Origin of the sequence: uncultured Microscilla sp., from assembly GCF_947493425.1 — a bacterium.
GTDB lineage: Bacteria > Bacteroidota > Bacteroidia > Cytophagales > Microscillaceae > Microscilla.
On record NZ_CANLRP010000078.1, the window covers coordinates 1 to 13,461 of the forward strand.

Annotated in this window: 13 protein-coding genes; 10 read left to right on the forward strand and 3 right to left on the reverse strand. The window is 38.7% G+C overall.

What is annotated here, in order from left to right; all coding sequences use genetic code 11:
* The first annotated feature begins 115 nt into the window (after window positions 1-115).
* Window positions 116-1,132, forward strand: coding sequence for a peptidoglycan-binding protein (locus Q0954_RS19020; RefSeq protein WP_299459180.1), 1,017 nt, complete (start codon window positions 116-118; stop codon window positions 1,130-1,132).
* Between the two features lie 76 nt (window positions 1,133-1,208).
* On the opposite strand, the gene Q0954_RS19025 is transcribed toward Q0954_RS19020, so the two are convergent.
* Entirely contained in the window at window positions 1,209-1,667 is a 459-nt protein-coding gene (locus tag Q0954_RS19025) for a hypothetical protein (RefSeq protein WP_299459181.1), read from the reverse strand.
* 719 nt (window positions 1,668-2,386) lie between these two features.
* On the opposite strand from Q0954_RS19025, the gene Q0954_RS19030 reads away from it, so the two are divergent.
* The 6 genes from Q0954_RS19030 (at window position 2,387) to Q0954_RS19055 (ending at window position 7,582) form a co-directional block, all read left to right on the forward strand.
* On the forward strand, window positions 2,387-3,493 hold the full coding sequence (locus Q0954_RS19030; protein ID WP_299459182.1) for a prolipoprotein diacylglyceryl transferase: 1,107 nt from the start codon (window positions 2,387-2,389) through the stop codon (window positions 3,491-3,493).
* A gap of 229 nt (window positions 3,494-3,722) precedes the next feature.
* Window positions 3,723-4,541 carry a hypothetical protein gene (locus Q0954_RS19035; RefSeq protein WP_299459183.1) on the forward strand — a complete coding sequence of 273 codons (819 nt, stop codon included), beginning with the start codon at window positions 3,723-3,725 and terminating at the stop codon, window positions 4,539-4,541.
* A gap of 142 nt (window positions 4,542-4,683) precedes the next feature.
* Entirely contained in the window at window positions 4,684-5,148 is a 465-nt protein-coding gene (yidD, locus tag Q0954_RS19040) for a membrane protein insertion efficiency factor YidD (RefSeq protein WP_299459184.1), read from the forward strand.
* 37 nt (window positions 5,149-5,185) lie between these two features.
* Window positions 5,186-5,755 carry a VTT domain-containing protein gene (locus Q0954_RS19045; protein WP_299459185.1) on the forward strand — a complete coding sequence of 190 codons (570 nt, stop codon included), beginning with the start codon at window positions 5,186-5,188 and terminating at the stop codon, window positions 5,753-5,755.
* Window positions 5,756-5,868: 113 nt separating this feature from the next.
* On the forward strand, window positions 5,869-6,744 hold the full coding sequence (locus Q0954_RS19050; RefSeq protein WP_299459186.1) for a hypothetical protein: 876 nt from the start codon (window positions 5,869-5,871) through the stop codon (window positions 6,742-6,744).
* Window positions 6,680-7,582, forward strand: coding sequence for a hypothetical protein (locus tag Q0954_RS19055; protein WP_299459187.1), 903 nt, complete (start codon window positions 6,680-6,682; stop codon window positions 7,580-7,582). The genes Q0954_RS19050 and Q0954_RS19055 overlap by 65 nt, the downstream gene beginning before the upstream one ends.
* Before the next feature lie 546 nt (window positions 7,583-8,128).
* Here the strand turns inward: Q0954_RS19055 and Q0954_RS19060 are convergent.
* Both Q0954_RS19060 and Q0954_RS19065 read right to left on the reverse strand, forming a co-directional pair.
* On the reverse strand, window positions 8,129-8,704 hold the full coding sequence (locus tag Q0954_RS19060) for a DUF3575 domain-containing protein (protein ID WP_299459188.1): 576 nt from the start codon (window positions 8,702-8,704) through the stop codon (window positions 8,129-8,131).
* Between the two features lie 238 nt (window positions 8,705-8,942).
* Window positions 8,943-9,515 (reverse strand): TM2 domain-containing protein, encoded by a 573-nt coding sequence (locus tag Q0954_RS19065; RefSeq protein ID WP_299459189.1) that lies wholly within the window; start codon window positions 9,513-9,515, stop codon window positions 8,943-8,945.
* Window positions 9,516-9,713: 198 nt separating this feature from the next.
* Here Q0954_RS19065 and pheS point away from each other — a divergent pair, with 198 nt between their 5' ends.
* The 3 genes from pheS (at window position 9,714) to Q0954_RS19080 (ending at window position 13,354) form a co-directional block, all read left to right on the forward strand.
* A complete protein-coding gene (gene pheS, locus Q0954_RS19070; protein WP_299459190.1) occupies window positions 9,714-10,751 on the forward strand; it encodes a phenylalanine--tRNA ligase subunit alpha in 1,038 nt (345 codons plus the stop codon).
* A 150-nt stretch (window positions 10,752-10,901) separates the two neighbouring features.
* Window positions 10,902-11,612, forward strand: a complete 711-nt coding sequence (locus Q0954_RS19075) for a hypothetical protein (protein WP_299459191.1) — start codon at window positions 10,902-10,904, stop codon at window positions 11,610-11,612.
* 296 nt (window positions 11,613-11,908) lie between these two features.
* On the forward strand, window positions 11,909-13,354 hold the full coding sequence (locus Q0954_RS19080) for an alkaline phosphatase PhoX (RefSeq protein WP_299459192.1): 1,446 nt from the start codon (window positions 11,909-11,911) through the stop codon (window positions 13,352-13,354).
* Window positions 13,355-13,461 lie beyond the last annotated feature (107 nt).

A 13,461-nucleotide genomic window follows, 5' to 3' on the forward strand; every position in this document is an offset into this window, starting at 1 on the left:
GCAAGTTTTTTTAACGAAGCATGTCCAAAAAAGATGAGGTTAAGAATGTAAATTTATTTTGACACCGTTCCTTAGAGGGCTTATATCTCCATCATTCAATACTACATTAAAGATTATGAAACGACCTCTTAAAAAAGGAGTAAGCGGTACTGGCGAAACTCGCAAAGTTCAGGAATTTCTAAAAGCGCTTGGGCACTATAAAGGTGCTTTAGATGATGACTTTGGTCCTAAAACCGAAGCCGCAGTAAAAGAATTTCAACAAAAGCGTTTTGTGACTGGTATTGTAAATGAGTTGACCTATGATGCTCTGGAGGAGGCATTTGCCGAGAAAAACCCGCCACCTGTTCCACTTACCATCAAAGAAAAGCAAACCTTTTTGAAAGCCAAAGGCTATTACCTGGGTGCCATTGATGGCATGTTTGGGCCCTCCAGCAAAAAAGCCGAAAAAGATTTTAAACTTGCCGAAGGTTTAGATGCCCGTACCAATATGAGGGCTGCCTTGGTAAAACCCGACTATGAAGGAGTAACCAGTAGTTTTTTGAGGTTAGGACAGTATTACGATTCGGTGTATCCTAAAAAGCAAATTGTGATACACCATACTGCTGGAGGGCCCTCTGCTACTGCCACCAAAAACTGGTGGGACAGTAACCCCCAAAGGGTGGCCACCGATTTTATTATTGACCAAAATGGAAGCGTTATCAGAGTTTTTCCTAAAGGTTATTGGGCTTGGCATATTGGGCTAGGGCGCCCCGATCTCGACTCTCAGGCTATAGGAATAGAGGTATGCAACTATGGGTATTTGACAAAACAAGGAACAATATTTAGAAATGCTTATGGGGGCATTGTAAACAATGTATATACGTTGGCTGAGCCTTATAAGGGGCATATTTACTATGAAAACTACACCGATGCTCAGTTTGCATCGCTCGATAAGTTATTGAAGGCGTTGATTGATGAATACGACATCCCTTTGAATAAAGATACATTTAAAACAGGGCAAGGAGGGATTTTTGAGTTGATGCCTGAAGCCAGCAGTGGAAAAAAAGGAATTTATGCACACGGAGCCTACTTATTTGGTAAAACAGATATGTACCCTCACCCCAAACTACTCTCTTTGCTTAAGAATTTGTAACTTTTGCTCAAGTAAAAACACCGGATGTGAATACTCATTGATTACATCCGGTGTTTTTTTTAAAATGCTGCATAACTTAGCTACGGTTTATGCCTAATGGAGTTTTGTAGTAATGATTGGGTTGATTATCAACCATTTTCTTTTTTACCACAATCCGGCGCTTTTTTTTGCGCCTTTTTTGTGACTCATCAAAATCTGTATATCTATTTTTATTATTGCTTTCAAACAGTTGCATACCTGACTGGTCGGTCAAAGCGCCTGGCATCTTGGCATTTTCGGTCAGCAACTGTTTGCGGGACTTTTTTTCTTTCCTTACAAAGTGGTAAGCTATGATACTACTGATTGTATTGGCATAATAGTCAGGAAAATCAATCAAAGGGATTTCAACCCCGTTGAGTATTTGTGTTTTTTTGTGCAACACCCTTTTGCTTCGTTTTTTCCATACGTGCAGAGCAGTTCCGTCCACCTTTCTTACATCTCGCCAAACAAAATTGGTGATTCGCTTATGTCGGATAATATCTAATACTGTAGGCATAAATTGACTTGTTTTGTGATCATTATGAATAAAGTGAGTATATAAGCCTGAGTTTCTCCTCTCTTATTCTCATTTTTTTAACTAAAAAAAGTTAAAGTGAATTAGGAAATTGTACTTGTTAGCAGCGTAAGTTGTGACCGTACAAAACCTTTTGCCGAAGTCTGCTTAACAGAGTTAAGAAGTAGTGTTTGATTAAAAATCTAATGCAAGATAGGATTTATAGAATATTTTCGCAAGCCTTATACGAGATTTTATTCAACTTGTTGCGTTTTTTGAGAAAAAACTGAAAATTTTCTATTTTTTGAAGAAAATTAGGGTAAGAAAAGTGCCATAAGCATATTTATAACGCACATCTGTTCATAATCTTGCCTATACTTTAACTTGACAGATGAAAAAATAGCAACTTAGATTCTTTTGCGTATCTTTGCCACCAACAAAATGCACTATTTAGAGAGTCCAAAAACCTTGTTTTTGGTGCTTGGTAACAGACAAATATAGTTCTTTGGTTAAGCAAAATAGCCTTTATCAATAACAACTTTGCTTTTTTATTATACATAAGTACAACTAAATAAGCATATAAAATACTGTAAGTAGTAAAAATTAGCCGGGTACTCATCATCTTGTGCTAATTGAAATACAAAGCCTGTATAGTTAAAACAAAGAACTTGATAAATGCGGCTGTTACTTAACCTCATTTTTTTACTCCATTTTATATTATAATGCTAAGTTATATCAATTGGGCTGCTTCCCCTGAAATATTTTCAATAGGACCACTCACCATTCGTTGGTATGGATTATTGTTTGCCTCTGGCTTTTTAATTGGTCAGCAAATTATTGCAAAAATATTTAAAATAGAAGGTAAGCCTGAAGCTGATTTAGAGAAGTTACTCATTTATATGGTAGTGTGTACTGTAATAGGTGCGCGTTTAGGCCATGTTTTGTTCTATGACCCTAGTCAGTATTTTTCAGCTTCAGACCCTTTTGCTATCTTTCGAATATGGGAGGGAGGCCTTGCTAGTCATGGAGCTGCCATAGCCATACCAATAGGCTTGTATTTATATTCGCGAAAAAGAGAAGGCCAAAGTTTTTTATGGGTGGTTGACCGTATTGTGATTGTAGTAGCTTTGGGAGCCGCTTTTATCCGTACTGGTAACTTAATGAACTCAGAAATTATTGGTAAACCCACGACTGCTTCTTATGGGGTGGTATTTAGTGGAACTTACAAAAATGGGTTGACCGACCAAAAGTTTTATCAACGAGAGATAGATGATATCAACGTAGATTTGACAGGGCGAGATACTACCGTAAATAAAATCCCTCATACCTCTGTTAAAGTAAATATTACCTTTAAGCGCAGGGCTATAGACACAAGTGCAGCCCGCCAGTATGCACAAAAAACCCTGATGACAATGAATCGGTATTCTACTGCGGCTCATTTCAAAAAGCTGAATCCACCCGTGGTCAATGTATCTGTTAAAGACAAAAAAGTAGTGGCCAGTATCAATGGTTTATATGCTGTGCCCCGACATGCCGCGCAGTTTTATGAAGCCATTTCGTCCTTATTTCTGTTTTGTTTACTGTTGCTGGTATACAGCCGCTACAAAAGCCAAACCCCTGAAGGCTTATTATTTGGCTTATTTATGGTCATTTTATTTACCCTTCGTATTGTATACGAGTTTGTCAAGCCGGTTCAATCTGAGCTGGTAGGTATGGGCGATTTCTTTAACATGGGGCAGTGGTTGAGCGTACCAGGCGTAGTGGTAGGTTTGGTATTGCTGGGGGTAGCAGCAAAAAATGCAAAGAAAATAAAACAGACCGAAGGCTAACCCATTGGTTTACTAAGTAAAAAATTACCCAACAATAGGTTGATCAGGTGTAGATAGCGGCTGATCAACCTATTTTTTATGATAGAGAGTTTTTATGTTTTGACGAACTCATCTTTAAAAGTTTATCGGGTATTGGGCATAAATACCTTCTGTTCAAGCTATTCTTCACTACTATCTGCTTAATTTTAAGTATATTGAACTACTCAGACATTCACATACCTATCACATTATGAAAAGAACACTCGCATTTTTAGGTTTTTTAGGAGCAATGGCCATACTGTTGCTGCAAATGAGAGGCTACTTTGGTAGAAACCCTCGCGCCAACAATTACAAAAAAAAATACCAGCAACAAACTACCAACTATCAGCAAAACAACAATGAGGAAGGCCAAGAAGTAGCCAAGTTAGCAGAAGTAAACTCGGCAGACTCTACATCTGGTAATACCAACAACCAAGCTGACCCTATATTGGGTACTTGGAAAATCACCAAGTCGTTTAACCTGAATGGTGCTAGTTATGAGGGAGCCGTTAAGTTTAGCAAAAAAGGCGATGAATACTACCAGTTGCAATGGAACACCAACGCGGGTAGTTATCAGGGAGTGGCCATCAAAAAAGGTCAAAACTTGTTCGTGGGTTGGGGCAATAGTACTTATGGTGTAGTGGCTTACAAAATAAATAAAGATGGTACCCTGGCGGGCGAGTGGATAGCATCGCAAAGTAGTAAGGTGGGTACCGAAAAGTTATCGGGTGGTCAGCCCGGAGTAATAGAAGGCAAATACAAAGTAAATGGCTCGATGGGCGAAAAAGCCTATCAGGGAGGCATTACCGTTACCAAAACAGGTACAGTGTACCAGTTAGACTGGCAACTAAAACCAGATGGACAAAAAGGGGTAGGTATTGTAGTAGGCGACTATCTGGTAGTAGGTTGGGGATTTGGAACCAGTTTTGGCGTGGTAAATTATGCCATCAAAGGCAACAAAATGCTGGGCAGATGGACCATTGGTGCGGCAGATCGTGAAGGGATAGAAAACCTGGAGAAGGTAAAATAAATAGTTGTATTAAACCTGTTTGAGATATATAAAAGCTGAAAACCCCTGATTTAAATCAACGAATCAGGGGTTTTATAAGGTTACTTATTCATCTTCTGTGTGCTCATTGGTGAAATGTAATGAATTAATAAAAATACACCTTATGAAAATCACCCACCTTTTACTCTGGCTATTGTGCGGTGTTACTTTTGTTCATCTCCCGTTACAGGCACAGAACAAGTTGGTAGACCTCGATTTGCTTGCCAACACCCCACCTCGCTACGATTTACGGGCTTGGAAAGAGTTCTACAAAAAACCTCAAAAAAAACAAACTACTTTTGTACAGGCAATCAACCCTTTTTATTGGGTGTTTTCAGGTTTACTTACCGGCTACCAACAGGTAATTTCTCCACAAATGTCTGCCACTTGCATATATGAGATAAGTTGCTCAAGGTTTAGCCGAATTGCAATCAAAAAATACGGCATTATCAAAGGAATAGCCCTTACTGCCGACCGCCTGAGTCGTTGCACCAAAAGTACCCACAAAAATACACCTGGAGTTTTTTTTACTGCCAAAGGCAAAATCAAAGATTTGATGTTGGTAGACGAGCACCCACATAAGCACTAATGCTCTATTGAATTCATTGTTTTGCTTATATTTGACCATGAAAATTGTCAAACGTATTGTTTTTGCGCTTTGGGTGGGTTTGTTATTGTTTTGTTTGGGTTACGCGATATATCACCCTCAGTTTTTTACAGCCGAAGGCTTACAAACCTTTTTCCAGCAATTTGAGCAACATATTTTGCTGGTATATGTGCTCTTAAGCATTGTACGAGGATTGGCGCTTTTTCCTAGCACACCCTTTGTCATTGCAGGCTCATTGCTTTTTCCTCATCAACCACTCATGGTAGTGGTTATCTCTATGGCAGGCATTCTATTTTCGGCCGTGCTCATTTATTATTTTTCGCAATTTATGGGTTTCGATGCTTTTTTTCAGCGCAAGTTCCCCCATCAAATACTAAAGGTAAGAAAACGCCTCAATCATCGCTATGGCTTTTTTTATGTATTGGGTTGGGCATTTTTTCCATTGGTTCCTACCGATATTGTGTGTTATGTAGCGGGCACCATCCGAATGAAAATTTTGAGTTTTTTAGCCGCTATTTTTTTGGGTGAACTTATATTGGTAAACTTGTACGTGTATGGCAGTAGCTTTTTGTTTTCGTGGTTGGTGTGAGCCTACAGTTCCATAAGAACAAGCTTCTTTAGGTACTGGTGTATGTTAGACTAAACTTCAGGTGTGAGCCACCAGGTAATTTTGCCCTATTATAAAAAACAAAATGAATTCAATTGATTAGGTTTACAGGTTTCTTGTGGTTCTTTATTTTTGGTTGCCTTTCGGCAAAAGCGCAGGTTTCTCCATCTTTTGATGAAGAAATGAAGTTTATACAGTACTTGATCAGCCAAAAGCAATACGCCAATGTAGTGTTATTGGCCCAACAGCTACGCCCTAAGTTTACTACCAACACCCAACAAAGCCGTCTGGCAATCAATGCAGGCCTGGCCTATCGCCGACTTGCAAAACCAGATTCTGCTGCCCTGGCTTTTGGTCGGGTCACCCCTGATTTCAAGTTATATGATAAAGCCCGTTTTTATCAAAGCCTTGAGTTTACACGAGTTCGTCGTTATATCGCCGCACATCAGGCACTTGATACCCTTCAGATTGCTTCTGTAGATAGCTTAAAATATGAGTTAAGGCAGTTTCAGCAAGCAGGCATTGCCTTATTGCAAAAAGACTACGTGCAGTTTGAGCAAAGAAGTCGGGCTTTCAGTTTCCAATATGCCGCCTTTGCCAGTCAGGAAAAAAAGTTATTGAGTTTTGCTCAAAAATTAAAAAAAATACCCCAACGCTCGCCTTTGGTAGCAGGTATCTTGTCGGCTGTAGTACCTGGTACGGGCAAAATGTATGCAGGCAATACCAGCCAAGGTTTAAGCATGCTTTTTCAAAACTTATTTATAGGCGCTCAAGCTGCTGAGGCTTTGATCAAAGATGGTGTGGCCAGTCCTCGGTTCATTATTTATGGAGCCCTGTTTTCCTTTTTTTACATTGGCAACATTTGGGGGAGTGTATTATCTGTAAAAATGCAACAACGTGAAGTATATGAAACAATTCGCCATGAGGTTTTATTTAATTTGGATGTGCCTTTGCGGTTGGTCTTTCAGTAATGCTCAAGACAGCCTTAACAACCATCATACAGCAAAAACGGTGATACACCATTACCTAAAAAAAGCCAACCAACTATTTGCCCAAAAGCAATACCAACAAGCTCAACTCACCTATGAAAGGGTGGTGTTTTTGACCAAAGATAAAAGCATTGTCAATGAGGCTTTACTACGCAAAGCTTATTGCCACAAAAGACTCAAACAGTTTGCCCTGGCACAAGAAACCATAGAACGTGCTGAGCTATTGCCTGCACAAGATTCTGTTAACTATTTGTTGTTATACGAAGTAGCCCTCAACGCTTATTTGGCTCAACAGTATAAGCAATCACTTAAATTTATTAACATCATTAAAAATACCATCAAAGACTCAAGCAAAGTGCAAAGGGTGATGTTTTTGGAAATACTTGCTCTCAACGAAACTTACCAATGGAACAAAGCCAAACAATTGTGCGTCCGTTATATTCAATTGCATCAATCAAGTCAAAATATTGAAGCACTGTATGGGTTTGTAGATAAAAAGCATTTTAAGAGTATCAAAAAAGCCAAAACGCTTTCGTGGATATTCCCTGGAGCAGGGCAAATGTATGCAGGTGTTTTTTGGCGGGGAGTATCGTCCAGTGTGCTTACTTTGGGTTCGCTCACATTTGGAGTGTTTAGTGTACTGAATGGCTACTATGCTTCAGGCATATTGACTGGGCTAGGTCTGGGACGTATTTTCTATACAGGAGGTAGGCGACATGCTGCTTACCAGACGCAAAGGCACAACCTGAAGAAGATTGCCAGGTATCATCGGAAAATAAAGGAGTTTTTGCTTGACAATGAGAGGAAATACAAAAAGTGAGTATTTTTTACCATATTATTCCGCAGTGATTTAGTCAAAGTTGGTTGCTGGTGATCAGTTATTGATGAATTTAAAAACTATTTAATGGGGTGTTTAGTCGTAAAACCGAAACGCTTTTAAAAATAAAGTGAGTAAGCAATCTTAATATAAAATGCTGGTTTACAGTATTTAACAAGGTGAACATTTATTCGAGTCAGCTATGGACTATCGCCTAAATACTTCTAACTACGCTTTTTGTAAATAACTGAAAATCAGTGTGATACAAAAGTGTGGTTACTTGTGAACCGAATCTACAGCTTGCTGTGATGAGCTCAACGGAGTTAAACAGGGTGTAGCACCGATATTCATCGGTATCTAAGGACTTGCGACTTGTCGCACCGATATGCATCGGTATCCAAGGACTTGAAGCACCGATATGCATCGGCATCTAAGGACTTGCCCCTGTCGAGGCTATGGACTATTGCTACCACATTCATATAAAAAGCCAGGCACCCTGTAGTACCTGGCTCAATTGGTTATAAAACGAAAATTATTCAATTCTTTTGTTTAGAAGGCTACTCCTAAGGTAAGCCCAAAGCGTACACCTACACCACCAGAAAAGTTGCCTGTTGAAAAGTTGTCTTCTGCAAACCCGCTGGTTTCTACTGTTACGTTACTAGAAGCGTTAAATACAGGACCAGCAAATATGTCAAGTGCAACGATGTCTCCAAATATCCACTGGCGACCAATACTTAAACCTGCACCTATAGAGGTTAGCGTAGCTTTTCCTTCATTACCACCATTATCAGTTACTGTTAAAGATAAACTGTTGTAACGACCAAAAGGTGCTAAATAAAACCCCTTAGGAGAATTTCCAGAAGGATAAAATCTAAACTCAGGCGTTACACTAAATCCTGTAATACCAGTACCGCTTGCGGTAAGACTTACAAATCCACCACCAAGTTGTAAACTTGTTTTTGAGCCTAGCGCTCTTTCATAAAAGAAATTGTAACTACCCACAATAGGGCTAAGTAAGTTTACTTTAAATACGTTTTTCTTGCCGTCTTGAGCAAATGACTTGGAAGGAGCAGCAAACGCCACTACTACTAGTAAAAGGGTAAATACTTTGGCAATTTTTCTCATGTTTGTTGTTTTAGTATTTTAAGACTATGTAAATGTTGATCATTATGTACCTGATGTTTTATAACCGTTTTTTATTACTAATTACTTCTAATACGTGACTCTGATAAAAAGTATAATTGTTTTATACATTATTTACTTTGTTATATACCAAGATAACCTGTAGAGAGACAAAAAAGCCCTTGTTCAATTCAATTGTAAGCAAGGGCTGTCAATATAGTAGGTGTGGTATTTTTAAGTTTTATTTTGCTCCAAATGCGGCAAATAATTTACTGTTTCCTTCATAATGAGCAGGATTGATCAGCATGTGGAATATATCTATCAATGGAATAATACCAAAAAAACCACCGAAAGTGAAAAGGTAGCCTACAATTATAATCGGTTTTGCCTTAAACGCTAAACGATGGATACCTAAGCCTCCCAAAAATACCCACAAAACTACAGCTAACACTAGCGTACCAGTGTTTACATATACTTTAAGGGCACTATATAAGCGCTGAGCTTTACGAATAGAACGTTTATTTTGGCGGTACTCTTTTTTCTGAGCCTTGGTAAAACCCTTACGCTCTGCTCTGGTAGGCAAGTTTGCTTTGGCTTCCTTAATCCGTTTTTTCAGATCGACTAATCTCTTTTTGAGAAGTTCTCTCTTTTGTTTTTTTAGCGCTCTTCTTTCTTTACGAGTAAGTTTCTTTGATTTTTTAGGTGTTGTGGAGGTAACTTTTACATCCTCACCATAAAACCCTTTTGCCTGGACATTGGCAGTGAATAATCCGGCAACAAGAAGTACCAACGATAGTAATAGTGATTTTGTCATTGTTCGTGTTGAAAAAGTTTAAAATATTGATTGAGTTAATTATTTGCAATATATAAGTAGAGATGAAAAATGCTAGTAAAACTTACATTTTTCTTACATTACACTTATAGCTTTTACCTAAAATATTTGCTTGTTTCAGCGAAACTATTGAATTTTATGCTTTAAGTATTTTTTATCATTTTGATTGTTATGGCACCTATGGATAAAGTCAAAGAGGTTTTGCAAGAGGTAGAAGATTATGCCATTGAAACCCGCGAGCAACTGGAAGAATTCAAGAGAGTTTTTATCAAAGGAAAAATTGGGGCACTCTTTGGAGAAATAAGAAATATCCCCAATGAAGAACGCAAAGCATTTGGGGCAGCCATTAATCAACTCAGAGATACTGCTCAAACCAAGTTTAAAGAGAAACTAGCCGATATTGGACGCCCTAAAAAGAAAGGGGGAAATAGTGCGCCTATAGATGCTACCTTGCCCACAATACCCCATACATTAGGTACAGTACATCCACTTACCCTTACCCGTAACCGCATTGTAGAAATATTTGAGCGCATAGGTTTCAATGTGTCTGAAGGACCAGAGGTAGAAGACGACTGGCACAACTTTACGGCGTTGAATTTTCCACATAACCACCCTGCCCGCGAAATGCAGGACACCTTCTTTATAGAGAAACAAGGCAAAGGTGAAGACAAAAACGATGACATTGCTTTGCGTACCCACACTTCGTCGGTACAAATACGGGTCATGGAAAATCAAAAGCCTCCCATTCGTACTTTGTCGCCAGGGCGGGTTTTTCGTAATGAAGCCATTTCAGCAAGAGCTCATTGTGTGTTTCATCAGGTAGAAGGGTTGTATGTCGATGAAAATGTGAGTTTTGCCGACTTAAAGCAAACCTTGTATCATTTTGCCAAAGAAATGTTTGGTAAAAATACCCAAATTCGTTTCCGTCCCTCTTATTTTCCATTTACTGAGCCTAGTGCTGAGGTAGACATTTCTTGCTTTATTTGCGATAGCAAAGGCTGTAATGTCTGTAAATACAGTGGCTGGGTAGAAATTATGGGGTGTGGTATGGTAGACCCCAACGTGCTTGCCAATTGTGGCATTGACCCAGAGAAGTATACCGGCTTTGCTTTTGGTATGGGCATAGAGCGCATTGCAATGCTTAAGTACCAAATCAACGATTTGCGCTTGTTTACCGAAAATGACATTCGTTTTTTACGTCAGTTTTCCAAGATGTAAAGCTATTCCCTTCATTACATTTTATTAAAAAAGCCTTTGATTATTACTCTTATAATCAAAGGCTTTTTTAATTTATTTCCTATTACTTGAGGTTCAGTTATTATTTTATAAATTGTTTTTTTAATGATTGATATTTAACTCTAACTTTTTATGAAAACTATTCAACTCACATTTCTCATCACTGCATTGTTGGTCGTCACTGCGAACACCTATGCCCAAAAACTTACAATTCCGACTTATTCCTTTTCAGGTGAAAAACTTTCTTACATTAACCTAAAGGATGGCTCTAAGATAGAAGCCAAGATTAGCAAGCTCTACCGTAAAAAAGGTCAGATAAGAGCGGTGAAAATTAAAGATGCTAATGGTAATAAAAGGAAAATAGAAGCTGCTGACATTAAAAACATGTACTTGGCTCCTTCAGGTTTTGATAAGTTTAACAAATTCAATTCTTTTATGAATGATGCTACTCAATGGCGTGACAATGATCTCGATAAGGATATATTAAAGCAAGGGTTTGTTTACCTGGAGCAAACTGAAGTTCAAATAAAGAAGAAAAAACGTACCTTAATTATGCAAGTGCTTAACCCTACTTTTTGTGGGAAAATAAGAATCTTTCATAACCCCTTTGCAGGAAAAAGTATGGGGCTTGGAGTGGCTGGCATTAACGTGGTGGGTGGTAAAGACACCTCTTATTATATAAAAAAGGGAGATGCAGTAGCTTATAAAATCAAAAAGAAAAATTACAAAAAAGAGTTCAAGGTATTGTTTGCTGATTGCGAAGAAGTAAAAAAACAGTTCCCCAAAATAAAATGGAATGAGTTGCCCAAACACGTATTTACGTTTGATAAACACTGCAAGTAATACTACGACTCATATTTTATAAATTTAGTTTGCCAAAAAGCCTTTGTTCTACCTCATTAGAACAAAGGCTTTTTTTATTGGAAGAGGATATATTGGGATAAGCAGTTTTTTTGGGATTCTGTGCATATCCTAAAAAACAAATCATTAAGTATTAAGAGTGTATTAACTATTTTACCCCATAAACCCCTACTTTACCCGCATATTTAACTTAGCATTAAAATCGAAACAGTCTTTGGTTAACATTAAACCTCTACGTTTGTGACTTTAAAAATCACTCAAATCTATTATTTACTACAATGAAATCTATAAAACTATACTTGCTTGTTAGTGTATTGGCAGTAAGCCTGTTAGCTTGTAAGAAAGATGAAAATAACGTAGATACGTCTCAAATAATCTTGGCTACACATTCAAAAACTCCCTCATTTTTGAAATTGAGCGCTGAGTTTTCGAATGTAAGCATACACTCTATATTATCTTCAGAAGATCAACTTACCGAAACTCCTGATTTTGTATACGGGTCTATGGCTGATGGTGCTGGTTTGTTGAAAAATGCAGATGGCACCTATACCCTGATCAACAATATAGAGGCTGATTATTCTGTTTCACGTATCACCTTGGACGCGACATTTAAACCTATCAAAGGGGAGCACATCCTGAATGCAGCTGCTACGGCTTCTACTGCTCAATGTTCTGGTTCAATGATTACCCCCGAAGAGCATGGCTTTGGTCCTTTGTACTTGTCTGGTGGCGAGTGGGGTGGATCTTCTAAAGGTGTATTTGTAACAGACCCTTACAAAGATGCCAATACTGCTTCAACTGCTTCTATGTTGCCTGCTTTTGGACAATGGTCTACTGAAAATGCAGTAGTGATAGGTAAAGATGCCTATGCTGATAAAACAGTGGCTTTTATTGGTGATGACCACTCTGACAATGATGTGCCATCTGGTCAGTTGGGTATGTATGTAGGTGCCCGTGGCGATTTGACGGGAGGTAAGCTATATGGTTTGAAGGTGACCTCAGCGGGCATCAACTTTGAAATGGATATGAAAGAAGGACAAGCTTACGATATGGAGTTTGTACAACTGACTGAGACTAACATAGACTTGTTGGATGCTGAAGCCAAGCAAAAAGGAGTAATGGGCTTTTCTCGTTTAGAAGACATCGACTGGAGAAGAGGTTCGGCGCAAAACAACCGTGAGATTTACTTTGCGGTAACCGGAAGAAAAAAAGATGGCCTGAAAGACAAAGGTACTTTCTATGGAAGAATATACAAGGTGGTATTGAACGAAAATGACCCTACTCAAGCCGGAAAAATCACTTGTGTATTAGATGGTGACAACCTCACAGGTGTTGCCAAGGCTTTTCATAGCCCTGATAACATTTTGGTCACAGAAAACTATGCTTATATCCAAGAAGATCCAAACGGCTACCCTGATACTCCTGAGAAGGATCACTATGCCCGTTTGTATCAGTATAACCTCAATACAGGTGAGTTAAAAGTAGTATTAGAGTGCGATCAGGCAAGTGCTGCCAAGGCTGGTTATGGGTTGTCTACCAAAACCTGGGAGCTTACTGGAATGATTGATATTTCGGACATTGTAGGGAAGCCGGAAACTTTCTTGTTAATGACCCAAAACCACGGATGGACCAACGACAAATTTACTGACCCTAAAGCCAATCCTGACTTAACTAACCGCAACGAAGGTAGCGTAATGTATGTGGTCAATGGATTGAAAAGATAAACCACTTGATGCTATCCCCCAGAGGTGTTTTCACCTCAACACAAACAGAGCAAGCTTGTTGGGAGCTTGCTCTTGTTTATTGATTGTTTCTCTGTTTTTTTAAATGA